Raw genomic sequence first — 18,743 nt, 5'->3', positions numbered from 1 at the left:
TTTTGTGGGCTCCATGTGCCCGATGTGGGAGCGAGCTTGCTCGCGAAACCGGTGGGTCAGTCAACATATCGAGTGCCTGACACTCCGTCTTCGCGAGCAAGCTCGCTCCCACAAGGTATGTGTGGTGAATCTTAGCCCTTCATCACCTGCGCCAGCAGCTCGTAGGAATGCACGCGATCGGCATGCTCGTACAGGTCTGAGGTGAAAATCAGCTCGTCCGCCTGGGTCTGCTCGATCAACACCTCAAGCTTGGCGCGGATCTTCTGCGGGCCGCCGACCATGGCGAGGCCGAGAAAATCGCCCACCGCCTCACGTTCATGGGGCAGCCACAGACCGTCCATGGTTTTCACCGGCGGACGCTGCACCAGGCTCTGGCCACGCATCAACGCAAGAATGCGCTGGTACACCGACGTCGCCAGGTAATCGGCTTGCTCATCGGTATCCGCTGCCACCAGCGGCACGCCGAGCATCACGTACGGCTTGTCGAGCACCGCCGACGGTTTGAAGTGATTGCGGTAGATGCGGATCGCCTCGTGCATGAAGCGCGGCGCGAAGTGCGAGGCGAAGGCGTAAGGCAAGCCGCGCTCACCCGCCAATTGCGCACTGAACAGACTTGAGCCGAGCAGCCAGATCGGCACGTTGGTGCCGGTGCCGGGCATGGCGATCACGCGTTGCTCCGGGGTGCGCGGGCCGAGGTAGCGCATCAGTTCGGCAACGTCTTCAGGGAAGTCTTCAGCGCTGCCCGAGCGCTCACGGCGCAAGGCGCGGGCGGTCATCTGGTCAGAGCCGGGCGCGCGGCCCAGACCCAAGTCGATGCGTCCCGGGTACAGGCTCTCGAGGGTGCCGAACTGCTCGGCAATCACCAGCGGCGCATGGTTGGGCAGCATCACCCCGCCGGAACCGACGCGGATCGTCGACGTGCCTCCGGCCAGATAGCCGAGCAACACCGAAGTGGCCGAACTGGCGATGCCGTCCATGTTGTGGTGTTCGGCGACCCAGAAGCGCGTGTAGCCGAATTTCTCGGCATGCTGCGCCAGGTCCAGCGAGTTGCGCAGCGATTGCCCCGCGCTGCCGTTTTCGCGCACCGGCACCAGGTCGAGGGTGGAAAATTTAACGTCGGACAGTTTTTTCATTAACCTGCATCTCCGGGTGGGGAGGCAGGTTTTTCTTGCGAACGAAAACCTGCCAAATCCATAAGCGTGTTTTATGGAATGAGGGCATATACCCGAGATTCAATAGCAGCGACGAAATTTCCTACTAAAAAAGTCAACGATTCAGCCAGGCTGAACTTTGTTCCGCCGTCTATCCTCAGAAGCCTTGCTAGTAAAAACCGCGACGGCGCGGCGTTCCGCGCCATATTTGAGGAGGCAGACATGGCTATCGTGAAAAAGGCATCGGCGCATTGGGAAGGCGATCTGAAAACCGGTCTCGGCTCGATCTCCACCGAAACCGGCGTACTGCGCGAAGCGCCGTACGGCTTCAAGGCGCGCTTTGAAGGCGGCAAAGGCACCAACCCGGAAGAACTGATCGGCGCGGCCCACGCCGGCTGCTTCTCCATGGCGTTTTCGATGATTCTCGGCGATGCCGGCCTGAAGGCAGACAGCATCGACACCAACGCCGAAGTCACCCTCGATCAGGTTGACGGCGGCTTCGCGATCACTGCGGTGAAGCTGATTCTCAAGGCGAAAATCCCGGGCGCAACTCAGCAGCAGTTTGAAGAGCTGAGCAACAAGGCCAAGGAAGGGTGCCCGGTTTCCAAGGTGCTGAATGCGAAGATCACCCTTGAGGCTTCGCTGGTCAGCTGATTCGGCGTTTGCCGGGCTGCCGCCTTCGCGAGCAGGGCTCGCTCCCACGGGGGATTTGTGCACGTCGCAGATCCAGTGTGTGCGAGCTTGCTCGCGAAAGCAGTCTCGAAACCTGCTCAGCGGCCGGCAATTAATACAAGGTGTGAGCAAAGTCAGAACCCGCTCTGCAGAATTGTGGTCGAATAATCGACAGCAGCTTCAGCGCACACCCGTGCGCGCTGCCTCAAGGAGCTTCATCGATGAAACGTATTGGCTTGGCGATCCTTTGCAGTGCACTGGCCACGTCCGCTATCGCAGCCCCCAAAAAATGCGAGGAGCTTAGAAAGGAGATCGAGATCAAGATCCAGGCGAAGGCGATCCCAACGTACACCCTTGAAATCATCACGGCGGAAGAGGCGAAGCAGCACGACTCAGCCATGATCGTCGGCACTTGCGAGAACGGTACCAAGCGGATCATCTATCAGAGAAACGATAGCTGATTGCCTATCACGGCACGCAATTGATCTGCCGCTCGTTGGCAACGATCTGCCCCTGACGATTGATCAAGCGTGCACTTGGCGTAAAGGCCAGCGATCGGGCTTCAAGGCGGTAACGCTGCCCGGCCTCGAAGTGTTCATAGGGCACGGTCATGTAACACAGCCGCTCTTGCGGATCGGTATCCATGCCCTGACCACCCCCGAAGACTTCGAAGTCAAAGCGCACGGTGAGCTCATGACTACCGGGCGTCACCTGAAAAAAGCGTCCGTCGCGCAAGCGCTGTTTATCCAGGCGCTCGGCCATCAGCACTTTGCCGCCGGGGGTAGGCATGGCGAAGTCGACCCAGGCTTTGTCTGGATCGGCCGCCGGCAACGGGCTCTGACAACCGGCGAGCACACTGGCGGCCAGCAATGTCGTCAACTTGCGCATGATCGATATCCTTTGACGGGATTTGCAGCATAGCGCCGATCAACTGCTCTGACAGCCCGCCGGTGTGCCCTGGCCGACAACCTTGCGCTGTTCGTCATAAAGCTTGGCCCAAGGCCGGAAGCCGATGCTGCCCGCCTGCAGCTGATAGCGCTGGCCGGCGTTGAAGTCCTTGAATTTCACGCTCAACTGGCAATCGCGCCACAGCGGTTCGGCAGTCGGGCCGATGTTGGTGGCCTCGACCGGGAATTGATAGCGCACCTTCAGCTCATGGCTGCCGGGCTGCACTTCGAAATAACGTTTGTCGACAGCCTGTGTGGCATCGACTTGTACGGCTTGCAGCGCCGTGTCGTGTTGGCGAGCGTCAAGATCGATCCAGGCTTGCGAAGGGTCGGGGTCGGGCATTCCGAATCCGGCACAACCGGCCAGCGTCAGCAGGCCTCCTGTCAGCATCAACATGCGCATAGCGGTGCTCCTTGAGGCGGGATAGTCTTGGGGCAGACTTTCCGGGGAATTTCTTATTTTGATCAGGCCGTTTTCCAGCCTTGGGTTACTTGATCGCGTTTTTCCGATTTTGTTTCCGGGTGTGTTGTTTTTGTTGCTCAACGGTTGCACCAGCGTCAGCTATTACAGCCAGTTGGCCAGCGGCCAACTGCAATTGCTGCGCGCACGGGAGCCGGTCGAAAAAGTCATTGCCGACCCCAGCCGCGATGCCAAATTGCGCGCGCATCTGGCTCAATCACAAAAGGCCCGCATGTTCGCCAGCGAGCACCTGCATCTGCCGGACAACCAAAGCTATCGTCTGTACGCCGACATCGGCCGGCCGTTCGTGGTGTGGAACGTGTTCGCCACCGCAGAGTTTTCCCTGACGCCGCAGAATCACTGCTTCCCGATTGCCGGCTGCGTGGCCTATCGCGGCTACTACAGCCAGAGCGCCGCCCGTGGCGAAGCGGCGCTTCAGCGCTTGCAGGGCATGGACGTGTCGATCGGCGGGGTCGAGGCGTACTCGACGCTCGGCTGGTTCAATGACCCGATCCTCAATTCGATGATGGGCTGGGGCGACGAACGACTGGCCACGCTGATCTTTCATGAACTGGCGCACCAGAAGTTCTATGTGAAGGACGACACTGAATTCAACGAGTCTTTCGCCACCTTCGTCGAGCAGGAAGGCACGCGGCAATGGCGCGCGTTCCGCGGGCTGCCGGCGGAGTCGGATGCCAGGCTCAAGCAGCGTGACCAGTTCATCGGTCTGGTACTCGACACGCGCTCACGGCTGGAGACGCTGTATGCGCAGCCGCTGTCGGTTGAGCAGATGCGTGAGCGCAAAGCAGCTGAATTCGAGCGCTTGCGCCGGGAGTATCGGGTCATGCGCGACAGTCAGTGGGCCGGGGACAAACGCTATGACGCTTGGGTCAATGCGCCACTGAACAACGCGCGGTTGTTGCCGTTCGGGCTGTATGACCAGTGGGTGCCGGCGTTTGCGGCGCTGTTCAGGCAAATGGATGGGGATTGGCTGAGGTTTTATGCCGAGGTTGAGCGGTTGGGACGGTTGCCGGTTGATGAGCGTAAGGCGGCTTTGAGGGCCTTGGCAGTTCCTGAGTCCTCCAGCGGCTGACGGGCCTCATCGCTGGCAAGCCAGCTCCCACAGGGACAGCGGTGAGCCTGAAGAATCGCTAACCTGTGGGAGCTGGCTTGCCAGCGATAGCCATCTGCTCAGCGCTGCAAAAACGCCTGATGCAACTCGTCCAAAGTTTCAAAGTGATAAGCCGGCGCCTCGGCATTCAGTTCTTCAAAACTGCCGAACCCATAGCCCACCGCCGCTGCATCCAGGCCATTGCTGCGCGCGCCGATCAGGTCGTGCTTGCGATCGCCGATCATCAGGGTCTGCGCGGGGTCCAGGCGTTCTTCCTCAAGCAAGTGCGCAATCAGCTCAACCTTGTTGGTCCGCGTGCCGTCCAGTTCGCTGCCGTAGATCACTTTGAAGTGGCGGGCGAAGTCGAAGTGCCGGGCGATCTCGCGGGCGAACACCCACGGTTTGGAGGTGGCGATGTACAACTGCCGCCCCTGCCCGCTCAAGGTTTCCAGCAACGGCGTGACCCCGTCGAACACCCGATTCTCATAGAGGCCGGTGACCTTGAAGCGCTCGCGATAGAAATTCACCGCTTCCCAGGCCCTGGCCTCGTCGAAGTCGTAGAACTGCATGAACGCTTGCAGCAGCGGCGGGCCGATGAAGTGTTCCAGTTTGCTCAGGTCCGGTTCGTCGATGCCGAGATTGGCCAAGGCAAATTGAATTGAGCGGGTGATGCCCTCACGCGGGTCGGTCAGGGTGCCATCGAGGTCGAACAGTACGGTCTGGTAATGCATGGAAATTCCCGAGCAGGTGTAGGCGATTCAGAGCTGGTCGTAGCCTTCGGCCAGATGCAGGTCCTTGAGCTTGACGTAATTCGCCGCGCTGTAGGTGAAGAAGGCGTTTTCCTTGTCGGTCAGCGGGCGCACTTGCTTGACCGGGCTGCCGACATACAGAAAGCCACTCTGCAGGCGCTTGCCCGGCGGCACCAGGCTGCCGGCGCCGATGATCACATCGTCTTCCACCACGGCACCGTCCATGACGATGCTGCCCATGCCGATCAATACGCGGCTGCCCACGGTGCAGCCGTGCAGCATGACCTTGTGGGCGATGGTCACGTCGTCCCCGATCAGCAATGGAAAGCCGTCCGGGTTGAACGGGCCGGCGTGGGTGATGTGCAGCACACAGCCGTCCTGCACGCTGGTGCGCGCACCGATGCGGATGCGGTGCATGTCGCCACGGATCACCGTCAGCGGCCAGACCGAGCTGTCTGCGCCAATTTCGACGTCGCCGATCACCACCGCCGAACCGTCGACGAATGCGCCGTTGCTCAGGCGGGGGGTGTGATTCTGGTATTTGCGAAGGGACACGATTAGTTCTCTCTCTGTCGCCGATAGCTGCGGTGAGTGTCGATTGTAATTAAGATGGGCGCATGTTTCTTCCAGCCAAGGTGCCAACCGTGAGCGTGAACAACCCTCTTTTGCAGTCCTACGACCTGCCGCCGTTCTCCACGATCCGTGCCGAACACGTCCTGCCCGCCATCGAAACCATCCTCGCGGACAACCGCGCCGCCATCGCCGAAATTCTCAAGACCCAGGGCAAGAACCCGACCTGGGCCGGTCTGGTGCTGGCGATGGACGAACTCAATGATCGTCTCGGTGCGGCGTGGAGCCCGGTCAGCCATCTTAACGCCGTGTGCAACAGCGCCGAACTGCGTGAAGCCTACGAGTCGTGCCTGCCGGCCCTGAGCGCCTACTCCACCGAGATGGGCCAGAACCGCGAACTGTTCCAGGCGTATGAAGCGTTGGCCAACAGTCCGGAAGCTGCCAATTTTGACGTCGCGCAAAAAACCATCCTGGAACACGCCCTGCGCGATTTCCGTCTGTCGGGTATCGATCTGCCGGAAGCCGAGCAGAAACGTTACGCCGAAGTGCAGAGCAAACTGTCAGAGCTGGGCAGCCGCTTCTCCAACCAACTACTCGACGCCACCCAGGCGTGGACCAAGCACATCACCGACGAAGCCGCCCTCGCCGGTCTGACCGATTCGGCCAAGGCGCAGATGGCTGCCGCAGCCCAGGCCAAAGGCCTCGACGGCTGGCTGATCACCCTGGAATTCCCCAGCTACTACGCCGTGATGACCTATGCGCAGGACCGCGCACTGCGCGAAGAAGTCTACGCCGCCTACTGCACCCGTGCCTCGGACCAAGGCCCGAATGCTGGCCAGAACGACAACGGTCCGGTGATGGAAGAAATCCTCGAACTGCGTCAGGAAGTGGCCCGATTGCTGGGCTTCGCCAGTTTCGCCGAGCTGAGCCTGGCGACGAAAATGGCCGAATCCAGCGATCAGGTGCTGAGCTTCCTGCGCGATCTGGCCCAACGCAGCAAGCCGTTCGCCGCGCAGGATCTGCAACAGCTGCGCGCTTACGCCGCCGAACAGGGCTGCGCCGACCTGCAAAGCTGGGACAGTGGTTTCTACGGCGAAAAACTCCGCGAGCAGCGTTACAGCGTCGCTCAGGAAACCCTGCGAGCCTACTTCCCGATCGACAAAGTCCTCAGCGGCCTGTTCGCCATCGTCCAGCGTTTGTACGGCATCGAGATCGCCGAGCAGAAAGGCTTCGACACCTGGCATCCGGACGTCCGCCTGTTCGAGATCAAGGAAAACGGCCAGCACGTCGGCCGCTTCTTCTTCGACCTGTATGCCCGCGCCAACAAGCGTGGCGGCGCATGGATGGACGGCGCCCGCGACCGTCGTCGCACCGTCGACGGTGTGCTGCAAAGCCCAGTCGCCAATCTGGTGTGCAACTTCACCCCGGCCGACAGCGGCAAGCCTGCGCTGCTGACCCATGATGAAGTGACCACCCTGTTCCACGAGTTCGGCCACGGCCTGCATCACCTGCTGACCCGCGTCGAACACGCTGGCGTATCCGGCATCAATGGCGTGGCCTGGGACGCAGTCGAGCTGCCGAGCCAGTTCATGGAAAACTGGTGCTGGGAGCCGGAAGGCCTCGCGCTGATCTCCGGCCACTACGAGACCGGCGAGCCACTGCCGCAGGACCTGCTGGAAAAAATGCTCGCGGCGAAGAATTTCCAGTCCGGGCTGATGATGGTGCGTCAGCTGGAATTTTCGCTGTTCGACTTCGAACTGCACGCCACCCACGGCGATGGCCGCAGCGTGGCGCAAGTGCTCGAGGGCGTGCGTGACGAAGTGTCGGTGATGCGTCCACCGGCTTACAACCGCTTCCCCAACAGCTTTGCGCACATTTTCGCCGGCGGTTACGCAGCGGGTTACTACAGCTACAAGTGGGCTGAAGTGCTGTCCGCCGATGCCTTTTCGAAATTCGAGGAAGACGGCGTGCTTAACGCTGAAACCGGTCGGGCGTTCCGCGAGGCGATTCTGGCGCGCGGCGGCTCGCAGGCACCGATGGTGCTGTTCGTCGACTTCCGTGGCCGTGAGCCGTCGATCGACGCGCTGTTGCGCCACAGCGGCCTGAGTGAGGACGCGGCAGCATGAGCGACGGCCCTGTGATCACCAAGAAGCGCTTTATCGCCGGGGCGGTCTGCCCGGCGTGCAGCGAGCCGGACAAGTTGATGATGTGGAACGAAGACGGCGTGCCGCACCGCGAATGCGTGGCTTGCGGCTACTCCGACACCCTCAACGAGCAGGGCCTGTCGGTGCCCAAAGAACTGGGCACGCGGGTCAATACCAGTGCGCTGAAGCCTGCCGCCGACAAAAAGGTCCAGGCCGTGCAGTTCTTCCCCAACCCCAAGTTGAAGAAAAAGCCCGACGAGCAACAGTGACAACTACCGCCACCTGCCGATGATCGTCGTCAGGTGGCGGTAACTATCTACCACCTCGCCCCCGCGCTTCGTGATTAGGCTGGTCAATCCAGCCCTCTCTCACGGAAGACGCCATGCCTGACACCAACCCACTCCTGCAACAATGGCAGTTGCCGCCCTGGTCGGCGATACGCGCCGAACATCTGCTGCCGGCAGTCGAGCGCATCGTTGCCGACAACCTGCTGGTTATTGAAAACGTCATCGCCACTCAAGTCGATCATCCCAACTGGGACGACGTGGTCATTGCCATTGATGAAGCCGATGCACGCCTGAATGAAACCATGGCGATTATCGAATTCCTTTCGGTCAGACATGCCGATGATCCCGAGTGGTTGGCGCAGGAAGCGCTCAGCACCCACGCTGCACAGCATTACAAGGCTGCGAAGGCCGGCAATCGACAGTTGCTCCAGGTTTATCAACGATTGGCACAGAGCTCCATAGCCGCCAGCTTCAGTGATGCACGCAAAGCCTCGCTGGCGAAAATCCTGCGCAGGTTTCACCTGGCCGGCAGCGAATTGTCGAGTGCGCAGCGCACGGATCTGACGCGATTGAACGGCGAAATCGATCTGCTGGAAAAGCGCTTCATGAGCAATCTCAGATCGGTCAACGCTGCATGGAGCAAGGACATCGACGATGCAGCGCTGTTGGCAGGACTGCCGGCCGAAACGCAGGCGCATCTGGCCGCCAATGCCAAGAATGCCGGGCTGTCCGGGTGGCGGCTGACACTCGATCAGAACACTTACGATCAGGTCATGAAGCGGGCGCGGCACCGCGGTTTACGTGAAGAGTGTTTCAAAGCCTGGTGCACCCGCGCTTCGGATCAGGGGCCATACGCCGGCCGCTTCGACAACGGACCGGTGCTGCACAAGCTGCTGGCGGCGCGTCATGCCAAAGCCCGTCTGTTGGGTTTCGACAATTTCGCTCAACTGCGACTGCTCGACCGCATGGCCGTGGATACTGACCAGGTCCGCCGTTTTCTGCAGCAGCAGATCGCCCTCAACGCAGCGGCGCTTGCGCGCGAAACCGATGACCTGCAAGCCTCTGCACGCCAGTACGGTATTGATCAGATAGAAGCGTGGGATCACGACTTCCTCGCCGAGCAATTGCGCTTGAAACAGTTGGGCGGCGAGGAGCAGGACCTGCGCCTGTTTTTTCCGCTGGACGCCATACTGCAGAGCCTGTGCCGCTTCAGTGAGCACATGTTCGGCATCAGGATCAGCGAAAACATTCGCCTGGAGACTTTCAACGAAAACGTGCGCCTGTTCGAAGTCAGCGAGCATGAGCAAGCGGTCGGCTTCATCTACATCGACCCGTTCCACCGCGCCGCTGGCGCCGACTACGCCTGGACAGGTGTACTGCGCAACCGACGGATCAATGCGGAAGGCCGGCCATCACTGCCGATAGCCTCGCTTCAATGCAATTACACGGCCGCCGCCGACGGGCTGAATCTGCTGGCACATCAGGATCTGCGCGTGCTGCTGCACGAATTCGGCCATTGCCTGCATCACGTGCTGACACGTTCGCCGCACTACAACCTGTCCGGCATTTCGCATCTGAGCCGCGACGCTGCCGAGTTTGTCGGGCAGCTGTTCGAGAAATGGGCGCTATCCGGGCAATTCCTGCGCTGGCTGGGTACGCATCATCAGAGCGGTGAGCGCCTGTCGGAAACACAGGCGGACGCCGCGTTTTCCACCACCGACATCCAGCGCAGCCGAGAGACGGCGATGCTGCTGCTGAGCGCGCTGTTCGACTTCGAACTGCATTGCAGTCACGGCGACGGTCGCACTGTTCAACAAGTGATGGCGGATGTGCAAAGCGCATTCCCGGGCCTGCATATTCCAGCCTACTGCCGCTTCGCCAACAGCTGCGATTATCTGGTCACCGGTTACGAGGCTTCGCTTTACGCCTACAAATGGTCGGGTGTGCTGGCGAGCGAGGCATTCAAACGCTTCGAACGTGAAGGTCTGTTCAATGAACAGACGGGCCGGGACCTGCGCAAACACCTGCTGTCGGGAGACAGACAGTCACTCCCCGCCGCGCTGCAAGCGTTCTTGGGTAAACCGATCGACAGCGCGCTGTTTCCTGCGCCAGCCGATTGAGCTGATCAACGCTGGACGTGCGCCGAGTCGAACCAGCTCTTCATCGAACACATGGCGAATGCACTGGTGCTGCATTCGCCATTGATCAGGGCTTCGTGCAACCGATCGACATCAGCCTGCATCACGTAGCGCACGCTGTCGTGGAAATGCTGACTGTCACCAAAACCGCCCTCGGTCATTTCCTTGAGCGCCTGCTCTTTGCTCCAGCCCTGCACCACCACGCGGTACATCGCCGCCATCAGACCGGTGCGGTCAGAACCGTGCTTGCAGTGCATGAGCACCGGGCCGTCGGCTTCGGCGGACTGAATCGCGCGCAGAGCCTTGAGCACATCGCTGTCGTCGACGTGATTGGTGCGATACGGCAGTTGCACTTGCTTGATGCCCGGCGCGGAGAGCCAATCGCTATCAGCATCAGGCAGGAAGTTGATTACGGTGACGACATGCAGATCGTTCAATAGCGGCACCGCGCTGCGGCTGGGCAAGGCGCTGCGATACAGCGTCGGTGACATGCGGAACAGGTTGAACTGCGCCTCAACCGGCTGTGCCCACTCGGCCGGGCGAGATGCCGTGGCGTCGGCCGCCCGGGCGGCAATGCCATGCAACAGGGCAACAAGCGAAAAACATAACGCGGGGAAAAAGCGCACTCGAGACATGCTGGGCTGACCGTTTCGGCAATCTTCATGAGAGGAATTGCAGCTTCGCTATAAAGCGGTCAATACGCCGTGAGCCGGCCGTCAAAGAAACGTGAATCGGCGCCTCACCGGGCTTTTTTCCAGGAAAACGGTTTTTCTTGATGCTTAGCCTGCTACCATTTGTCACATGATGTTGCAGACGTGGCGCCCTTTTTCGGGACAGACCCTCGTCATCGCGACGCGAAATTCCTCGAGCTGCTCGCAGAAGCGGCTGACTTCTATGCCTGATGAGGTGCCCCCCATGTCTGATCAAGATCGAGACAACCCGCGGCGTGAGTTCTTGCGCAAATCCCTGACCCTGATTCCGGTGGTCACGCTTGCCGGTACCGGCCTGGGCAGCAGCGTGCTGCAAGCCGCACCTGAAAGCGCACCGGCGCCGGCCGCAGCAAAACCGGCCGCTGCTGGCGCCGGTGATTATCAGCCGAGCTTTTTCACCGCTGAAGAATGGGCATTCATCAATGCCGCCGTCGCCCAGTTGATCCCCAACGACGCGCAAGGTCCGGGCGCGCTTGAAGCCGGCGTACCGGAATACATCGACCGGCAGATGAACACGCCGTACGCCGCCGGTGCCCTGTGGTACATGCAAGGCCCATTCAATGCCGACGCTGCGCCGGAGATGGGCTGGCAGAGCAAACTGGTACCCAAAGACATCTATCGCCTCGGCATCGCCGCCACGGATCAGTGGGTAAAAGGTCTCAGCGGTAAAACATTTGCCGAGCAAGACAGCGCTACCCGAGACGATTTGCTCAAGCAACTCGAAGCCGGCAAGCCGCAGTTCGATGCGGTGCCGGCGAAGATTTTCTTCAATCTGCTGCTGCAAAACACCAAGGAAGGTTTCTTCTGCGACCCGATCCACGGTGGCAATAAAGGCATGGTCGGCTGGACGATGATCGGTTTCCCCGGCGCCCGCGCCGATTTCATGGATTGGGTGGAACGCAACGAGCAATACCCCTTCCCGGCAGTGTCGATTCGCGGCGAGAGGGCGTAAGCATGGCAACGGTAATGAAGAAGGTTGATGCAGTCATCGTCGGTTTCGGCTGGACGGGGGCGATCATGGCCAAGGAACTCACCGAGGCGGGCCTCAACGTGCTGGCGCTGGAGCGTGGGCCGATGCAGGACACTTACCCCGACGGCAACTATCCGCAGGTGATCGACGAACTCACCTACAGCGTGCGCAAGAAACTCTTTCAGGACATCTCCAAAGAGACGGTGACCATTCGCCACAGCGTCAACGACATCGCCCTGCCCAACCGCCAGTTGGGCGCGTTCCTGCCGGGGAATGGCGTCGGCGGCGCCGGTCTGCACTGGTCGGGCGTGCACTTTCGCGTCGACCCGATCGAGTTGCGCATGCGCAGCCACTATGAAGAACGCTACGGCAAAAGCTTCATCCCCAAGGACATGACCATCCAGGATTTCGGCGTCAGCTATGAAGAGCTGGAACCGTTTTTCGACTTCGCGGAAAAAGTCTTCGGCACCTCCGGCCAGGCCTGGACGGTGAAAGGTCAACTGGTCGGTCAGGGCAAGGGCGGCAACCCCTACGCGCCGGATCGTTCCAACCCGTTCCCGCTTGAAGCGCAGAAGAACACCGTATCCGCACAGCTGTTTGGTAAAGCGGCTACAGAAGTCGGTTACAAACCCTACAACCTGCCTTCGGCAAATACCTCTGGGCCGTACACCAATCCCTACGGCGCACAAATGGGGCCGTGCAATTTCTGCGGTTTCTGCAGCGGCTACGTCTGCTACATGTATTCCAAGGCCTCGCCGAACGTGAATATTCTGCCGGCGCTCAAGCCCTTGCCAAATTTCGAACTGCGGCCCAACTCCCATGTGCTGCGGGTCAATCTCGACAGCAGTAAGTCCAAAGCCACCGGCGTCACCTACATCGACGGCCAGGGCCGCGAGATCGAGCAGCCGGCGGATCTGGTGATCCTCGGCGCGTTCCAGCTGCACAACGTGCGTCTGATGCTGCTCTCCGGGATCGGCAAACCCTACGACCCGATCAGCGGCGAAGGCGTGGTCGGGCGTAACTTCGCCTACCAGAATATGGCGACCATCAAGGCCTTCTTCGACAAGGACACCCACACCAACAACTTCATCGGCGCTGGCGGCAACGGCGTGGCGGTGGACGATTTCAACGCCGATAACTTCGACCACGGCCCGCACGGCTTTGTCGGCGGTTCGCCGATGTGGGTCAACCAGGCTGGCAGTCGACCGATTGCCGGCACCTCGAACCCGCCGGGCACGCCGGCCTGGGGCAGCGCGTGGAAACGCGCAACCGCCGATTACTACACCCACCAGGTGTCGATGGACGCCCACGGCGCGCATCAATCCTACCGTGGCAACTACCTCGATCTCGATCCGGTGTACCGCGATGCCTACGGCCTGCCGCTGCTGCGCATGACCTTCGACTGGCAGGAAAACGACATCAAGATGAACCGCTTCATGGTCGAGAAAATGGGCAAGATCGCCCAAGCCATGGGCCCGAAAGCCATTGCGGTGATCGGCAAGCAGGTCGGCGACCACTTCAACACCGCCTCGTACCAGACCACCCACCTCAACGGTGGCGCAATCATGGGTACCGATCCGAAGACCAGCGCGCTGAACCGCTATTTGCAGAGCTGGGACGTGCACAACGTGTTCGTCCCGGGCGCCTCGGCGTTCCCGCAGGGCCTGGGCTACAACCCGACCGGGCTGGTGGCGGCGCTGACCTACTGGTCGGCAAAAGCGATTCGCGAGCAGTACCTGAAAAACCCCGGCCCGCTGGTGCAGGCTTAAGGAGCGATGACCATGAAAACTTTCGTTATCGCCACCCTCGCCCTGCTCGGCAGCACTGCAATTTATGCGGCCGATGTTGATCAAAATCTGATCAAGCAAGGTGAATACCTCGCCCGCGCCGGTGACTGCGTGGCCTGTCACACCGCCAAGGGCGGCAAGCCGTTCGCCGGCGGGCTGCCGATGGAAACACCGATCGGCACGATCTACTCGACCAACATCACCCCGGATAAAACCGGCTTGGGCGATTACAGCTTCGAGGACTTCGACCAGGCCGTGCGCCACGGTGTGGCCAAAAACGGCAGCACGTTGTACCCGGCGATGCCTTACCCGTCCTACGCGCGGGTCAACCAGGCCGACATGCAAGCGCTGTACGCCTACTTCATGCACGGCGTCGAACCGGTGGCGCAGGAGAACAAGGCCAGCGACATTCCGTGGCCGTTGAGCATGCGCTGGCCGCTGATGGGCTGGCGCTGGCTGTTCGCACCGAAGGTCGAGGATTACCAGGCCACATCGGCCGATCCGGTGATCGATCGTGGCGCATACCTGGTCGAAGGCCTCGGCCACTGCGGCGCCTGTCACACCCCGCGCGCCCTGACCATGCAGGAAAAATCCCTGAGCGCGGCGGACGGCAGCGAATTCCTCGCCGGCAGTGCGCCGCTGGAAGGCTGGATCGCCAAGAGCCTGCGCGGCGATCACAAGGATGGCCTCGGCAGCTGGAGCGAAGAACAACTGGTGCAGTTTCTCAAGACCGGGCGCAGTGATCGCAGCGCAGTATTCGGCGGCATGAGTGATGTGGTCACCCACAGCATGCAATACATGAGCGACGCCGACCTCACCGCGATTGCCCGCTATCTCAAATCACTGCCGGCCAATGACCCGGCGGATCAGCCGCATCAGTACGACCAGAAAGTAGCCAAAGCGCTGTGGAACGGTGACGACAGCCAACGCGGCGCGTCGGTGTACATCGACAACTGCGCGGCCTGCCACCGGACCGATGGCCATGGCTACACCCGGGTCTTCCCGGCGCTGGCGGGTAATCCGGTGCTGCAAACCGACGATCCGACCTCGCTCATCCACATCGTGCTCAAGGGCGGGACTTTGCCGGCAACGCACACCGCGCCATCGACCTTCACCATGCCCGGTTTCGCCTGGCGCCTGTCGGATCAGGAAGTCGCGGATGTGGTGAGCTTCATTCGTGGCAGCTGGGGCAACAAGGGTGCGCCGGTGAAAGCTGCCGATGTTGCCGAGTTGCGTACGGAGGATATGAAGCAGACCTCCGGTGACGATCTGGGCCAAGTGACGCAACACAACTGACCACTCGCCCGACGGCACTAGCCAGATGAGGATCGCCCCGATACTGTGCGCATATACAGTATCGGGGCGTTTTCATGTCTACTCCATTGCCACCTCGCGGTCGCGGCACCGCAACCAACCCGCACAACCGCTTTGCGCCGAGTCGTTCGGTGGCCGAGGACGATGGCTGGTATCAGGAAGTGCCAGAGACGCAAAACACCGAAGTGATTATCGAGAAGGCCAAATCGATCATCAGCCGCAACACCTCGCCGGATCTGCCCTTCGACCGTTCGGTAAATCCCTATCGCGGCTGCGAACACGGCTGCATCTATTGCTATGCACGGCCCAGCCACGCCTACTGGGACATGTCGCCGGGCCTGGATTTCGAAACCCGGCTGATAGCCAAGACCAATGCCGCCCAGGTCCTCGAGGAACAACTGAGCAAACCCGGCTATCAATGTGCGCCGATCAATCTTGGTTCCAACACCGACCCGTATCAGCCCATCGAGCGCGAATACAAAATCACCCGTCAGACCCTGGAAGTGCTGCTGCGCTACCGACATCCGGTGACCATCGTCACCAAAGGTTCGCTGATTCTGCGCGATCTCGATTTGCTCACGGAGCTGGCGCAGCAACGGCTGGTAACGGTGATGATCAGCCTGACCACGCTGGATGATGAACTCAAACGCATCCTCGAACCGCGCGCCGCTGCGCCCAAGGCACGCCTGCGCGCGATCCGGGTCATGCGTGAAGCAGGCATTCCGGTCGGCGTGCTGTGTTCGCCGATGATTCCGATGATCAATGACAGCGAAATCGAAAGCCTGCTCACCGAGGCCCACACCGCCGGTGCGCAAAGCGCCGCCTACATGATGCTGCGCCTGCCGCTGGAAGTCGCGCCGCTGTTTGAGGAGTGGTTGCAGGCGCACTATCCACAACGTGCCGCCCATGTGCTGAGCCTGATCCGCCAGAGTCGCGGCGGCGAACTCTACGACAGCCGTTTCGGTGCGCGGATGCGCGGCGAAGGACCGTTTGCCGACCTGCTCGCACAAAGATTTGCCAAGGCCATCAAAAAGCTTGGCCTGAACAAACGCGAGGGCTATAACCTCGACTGCTCGGCCTTCTGTCCGCCGGGTCGCCAGATGTCGTTGATTTAGCGACAATTGGCTTTGGGTTGACGGGTTGGAATCCTTCCGCCGAAACACTCCAGTCACGTTTTTTGTGACCTGGAACACACGTTCTAGAGCGTTTGATTCAGTTTCAGTTAAGTTTCGGCGGCTACCTTGTTCATCGAGTGACTGACGGGTCGGGATGACCCGGATGGTTTAAACAGCCACTGGCTTCATACCGGAATACCGGGGAAGACTCCCTGAATCCGCACAAGAGGATGAATCATGAGTGACAAGGATAAACAGTCGTTGGCTGCCTCGGCGCAAAGCCCTGAAGCACAATCCGCCGATGCAGCACTGCGACAGATCGTTGATGGCTTTTTACGCTTTCACCATGACGTTTTTCCGCAGCAGGAAGAACTGTTCAAGAAGCTCGCCACCGCTCAGGCGCCCAAGGCGATGTTCATCACCTGCGCCGACTCGCGCATCGTTCCCGAGCTGATCACCCAGAGCTCACCGGGCGATCTGTTCGTTACCCGTAACGTCGGCAACGTAGTGCCGCCCTACGGTCAGATGAACGGCGGCGTCTCCACCGCGATCGAATACGCGGTACTGGCGCTGGGCGTGCAACACATCATCATTTGCGGCCACTCCGATTGCGGCGCCATGCGCGCGGTACTCAACCCCGACAGCCTGGAAAAAATGCCGACGGTCAAAGCCTGGCTGCGCCACGCTGAAGTCGCGAAAACCATGGTGCACGACAACTGCAACTGCACCGACGAAAAAGACAGCATGCCGATCCTCACCGAGGAAAACGTCATCGCCCAACTGCAGCACTTGCGTACCCATCCTTCGGTAGCCTCGCGCATGGCGAACGGTCATCTGTTCATCCATGGCTGGGTCTACAACATCGAAACCAGCGAAATCAAAGCTTACGACGCGGACCAGGGTCGTTTCCTGCCTCTCGACGGCAGCCATCCGATTCCTGTGGCGACGCCCAAAGCGCGCTTCTAAATCTTCCCAACAATCTGTGTGGTATGACGCCGGCCGCTGATTCAGCGGCCCGGCCTCGCCACGCCTGAAGAAAACTTCGGGAGAATCGCCATGCGTGCGGCTCAATTGAAAGCTGTGTTGCCACGGGAGCTGCTCGCCTCCGTGGTTGTGTTTCTGGTCGCCCTGCCGCTGTGCATGGGCATCGCGATTGCCTCAGGGCTGCCGCCGGCCAAGGGTCTGATCACCGGCATCATCGGCGGTCTGGTAGTCGGTTGGCTGGCGGGCTCGCCGTTGCAGGTCAGCGGTCCGGCGGCGGGTCTGGCGGTGCTGGTTTTCGAGCTGGTGCGCCAGCATGGCGTCGAGATGCTCGGGCCGATCCTGCTGCTCGCCGGTTTTCTGCAACTGGTCGCCGGGCGGCTGAAGCTCGGCTGCTGGTTTCGCGTCACGGCGCCAGCGGTGGTCTACGGCATGCTCGCGGGCATTGGCGTGTTGATTGTGCTTTCGCAGATCCATGTGATGCTCGATGCCAAGCCGCAGCCTTCCGGGCTCGACAACCTCACGGCGTTTCCGGCGGCCGTAGCGCAAGCCTTGCCGTCGTTCGGCTGGCAGGCGGGTCTGCTCGGCTTGTCGACGATTGCGGTGATGTGGCTGTGGGAAAAATTCCGCCCGCATTCGCTGCGCTTCATTCCCGGCGCATTGCTCGGTGTGGGTCTGGCGACGGTGGCGAGCCTGATGCTGGCGTTGCAGGTCAAGCGCGTCGAGGTACCGGCGAACCTGGCCGAGGCGATCGATTGGCTCAAGCCAGCCGACCTGATGAATCTGGCTGACCCGACGCTGCTGATCGCCGCGTTCGCCGTGGCGTTTATCGCCAGTGCCGAAACCCTGTTGTCCGCGGCGGCGGTGGATCGCATGCACAGCGGCGTGCGTTCGGACTTCGACCGTGAACTGTCGGCGCAAGGTGTCGGCAACATGCTCTGCGGTCTGGTCGGCGCGCTGCCGATGACCGGGGTGATCGTGCGCAGTTCGGCCAACGTTCAGGCTGGTGCGACCACACGCTACTCGACGATTTTCCATGGCCTGTGGCTGCTGGCATTCGTGCTGTTGCTGTCGAGCGTGCTGCAAAGCATCCCGGTGGCAAGCCTGGCGGGGGTGCTGGTGTATACCGGCTTCAAACTGGTCGACCTGAAAGCTTTCCGTGGTCTGGGTCGGTACGGGCGGATGCCAATGTTCACCTACGCCGCGACGGCGCTGGCGATCATTTTTACTGACCTGCTCACCGGTGTGCTGATCGGTTTCGGCCTGACCATGTTGAAACTGGCATTCAAGGCTTCGCGCCTGAAAATCAGCCTGATCGACCTGCCGCAGGACGGCGAAATGGAATTGCGTCTGGTCGGCGCGGCGACGTTCCTCAAAGTACCCGCGCTGACTCAAGTGCTGGGCAGCATTCCCCACGGCACGACAGTGCATGTGCCGCTGAACAACCTGAGCTACATCGACCATTCGTGTCTCGAGTTGCTTGAGGAATGGGGCCGGGCGAATGCGGCGAAGGGGTCGAAGCTGTTGATCGAGTCGCGTGGGTTGAAGCGCAGGCTGGAAGGCCGGGTGCGGACCAATACCGGGATTGGTGCGGCGGGTTAGAAGTCGACCTCAAAACGCAAACCCTGTGGGAGCGA

General features: G+C 60.8%; 18 protein-coding genes. 12 read left to right on the top strand and 6 right to left on the bottom strand.

Going from position 1 to position 18,743, the window contains the following annotated elements; all coding sequences use genetic code 11:
- Positions 1 to 131 precede the first annotated feature (131 nt).
- Positions 132 to 1,133, bottom strand: coding sequence for an LLM class flavin-dependent oxidoreductase (locus V8J63_RS03030; RefSeq protein WP_336463542.1), 1,002 nt, complete (start codon positions 1,131 to 1,133; stop codon positions 132 to 134).
- 240 nt (positions 1,134 to 1,373) lie between these two features.
- Here V8J63_RS03030 and V8J63_RS03025 point away from each other — a divergent pair, with 240 nt between their 5' ends.
- On the top strand, positions 1,374 to 1,805 hold the full coding sequence (locus tag V8J63_RS03025; protein ID WP_016772308.1) for an OsmC family protein: 432 nt from the start codon (positions 1,374 to 1,376) through the stop codon (positions 1,803 to 1,805).
- A gap of 239 nt (positions 1,806 to 2,044) precedes the next feature.
- Complete coding sequence (locus tag V8J63_RS03020; protein WP_125927293.1) at positions 2,045 to 2,284, top strand: DUF1161 domain-containing protein; 240 nt, start codon at positions 2,045 to 2,047, stop codon at positions 2,282 to 2,284.
- A 7-nt stretch (positions 2,285 to 2,291) separates the two neighbouring features.
- On the opposite strand, the gene V8J63_RS03015 is transcribed toward V8J63_RS03020, so the two are convergent.
- Both V8J63_RS03015 and V8J63_RS03010 read right to left on the bottom strand, forming a co-directional pair.
- Complete coding sequence (locus V8J63_RS03015; RefSeq protein ID WP_016772310.1) at positions 2,292 to 2,711, bottom strand: PA0061/PA0062 family lipoprotein; 420 nt, start codon at positions 2,709 to 2,711, stop codon at positions 2,292 to 2,294.
- Positions 2,712 to 2,750: 39 nt separating this feature from the next.
- Entirely contained in the window at positions 2,751 to 3,173 is a 423-nt protein-coding gene (locus V8J63_RS03010) for a PA0061/PA0062 family lipoprotein (protein WP_016772311.1), read from the bottom strand.
- Positions 3,174 to 3,231: 58 nt separating this feature from the next.
- Between V8J63_RS03010 and V8J63_RS03005 the strand changes: the two genes are divergently transcribed.
- A complete protein-coding gene (locus V8J63_RS03005; protein WP_130903247.1) occupies positions 3,232 to 4,323 on the top strand; it encodes an aminopeptidase in 1,092 nt (363 codons plus the stop codon).
- Positions 4,324 to 4,421: 98 nt separating this feature from the next.
- Here the strand turns inward: V8J63_RS03005 and V8J63_RS03000 are convergent, their stop codons facing one another.
- Positions 4,422 to 5,072, bottom strand: a complete 651-nt coding sequence (locus V8J63_RS03000; protein WP_016772313.1) for an HAD family hydrolase — start codon at positions 5,070 to 5,072, stop codon at positions 4,422 to 4,424.
- A 27-nt stretch (positions 5,073 to 5,099) separates the two neighbouring features.
- Positions 5,100 to 5,645, bottom strand: coding sequence for a gamma carbonic anhydrase family protein (locus V8J63_RS02995; RefSeq protein WP_016772314.1), 546 nt, complete (start codon positions 5,643 to 5,645; stop codon positions 5,100 to 5,102).
- Positions 5,646 to 5,734: 89 nt separating this feature from the next.
- Here V8J63_RS02995 and prlC point away from each other — a divergent pair, with 89 nt between their 5' ends.
- The 3 genes from prlC to V8J63_RS02980 all read left to right on the top strand — a co-directional run bounded on the left by prlC (position 5,735) and on the right by V8J63_RS02980 (position 10,211).
- Entirely contained in the window at positions 5,735 to 7,786 is a 2,052-nt protein-coding gene (gene prlC / locus V8J63_RS02990) for an oligopeptidase A (RefSeq protein ID WP_130903246.1), read from the top strand.
- On the top strand, positions 7,783 to 8,073 hold the full coding sequence (locus tag V8J63_RS02985) for a YheV family putative zinc ribbon protein (protein WP_016772316.1): 291 nt from the start codon (positions 7,783 to 7,785) through the stop codon (positions 8,071 to 8,073). Before prlC ends, V8J63_RS02985 begins: the two co-directional genes overlap by 4 nt.
- A 113-nt stretch (positions 8,074 to 8,186) precedes the next feature.
- Positions 8,187 to 10,211: a M3 family metallopeptidase gene (locus V8J63_RS02980; RefSeq protein ID WP_130903245.1), complete on the top strand. Its 2,025-nt coding sequence runs from the start codon at positions 8,187 to 8,189 to the stop codon at positions 10,209 to 10,211.
- A gap of 5 nt (positions 10,212 to 10,216) precedes the next feature.
- Here the strand turns inward: V8J63_RS02980 and V8J63_RS02975 are convergent, their stop codons facing one another.
- The gene (locus V8J63_RS02975; protein ID WP_073470771.1) at positions 10,217 to 10,864 is read right to left on the bottom strand and encodes a phosphatase domain-containing protein; all 648 of its coding nucleotides are present in this window, start codon (positions 10,862 to 10,864) and stop codon (positions 10,217 to 10,219) included.
- A 280-nt stretch (positions 10,865 to 11,144) separates the two neighbouring features.
- Between V8J63_RS02975 and V8J63_RS02970 the strand changes: the two genes are divergently transcribed.
- From V8J63_RS02970 to V8J63_RS02945, 6 genes are all read left to right on the top strand, one after another.
- Positions 11,145 to 11,891, top strand: a complete 747-nt coding sequence (locus V8J63_RS02970; protein ID WP_076564860.1) for a gluconate 2-dehydrogenase subunit 3 family protein — start codon at positions 11,145 to 11,147, stop codon at positions 11,889 to 11,891.
- 2 nt (positions 11,892 to 11,893) lie between these two features.
- Entirely contained in the window at positions 11,894 to 13,678 is a 1,785-nt protein-coding gene (locus V8J63_RS02965) for a GMC family oxidoreductase (RefSeq protein ID WP_073470773.1), read from the top strand.
- Between the two features lie 12 nt (positions 13,679 to 13,690).
- Positions 13,691 to 14,992 carry a c-type cytochrome gene (locus tag V8J63_RS02960; RefSeq protein WP_024015016.1) on the top strand — a complete coding sequence of 434 codons (1,302 nt, stop codon included), beginning with the start codon at positions 13,691 to 13,693 and terminating at the stop codon, positions 14,990 to 14,992.
- A 74-nt stretch (positions 14,993 to 15,066) separates the two neighbouring features.
- Positions 15,067 to 16,125: a PA0069 family radical SAM protein gene (locus V8J63_RS02955; RefSeq protein ID WP_130903244.1), complete on the top strand. Its 1,059-nt coding sequence runs from the start codon at positions 15,067 to 15,069 to the stop codon at positions 16,123 to 16,125.
- Positions 16,126 to 16,362: 237 nt separating this feature from the next.
- Positions 16,363 to 17,091 (top strand): carbonic anhydrase, encoded by a 729-nt coding sequence (locus tag V8J63_RS02950; protein ID WP_016772323.1) that lies wholly within the window; start codon positions 16,363 to 16,365, stop codon positions 17,089 to 17,091.
- Between the two features lie 90 nt (positions 17,092 to 17,181).
- A complete protein-coding gene (locus tag V8J63_RS02945) occupies positions 17,182 to 18,708 on the top strand; it encodes a SulP family inorganic anion transporter (protein ID WP_016772324.1) in 1,527 nt (508 codons plus the stop codon).
- Positions 18,709 to 18,743 lie beyond the last annotated feature (35 nt).

The sequence above is a fragment of the Pseudomonas sp. CCNWLW23 genome, assembly GCF_037095675.1.
GTDB lineage: Bacteria > Pseudomonadota > Gammaproteobacteria > Pseudomonadales > Pseudomonadaceae > Aquipseudomonas > Aquipseudomonas atacamensis.
Note: the sequence above shows the minus strand (reverse complement) of the source record. Positions and strands in the feature narration are given on the sequence as shown.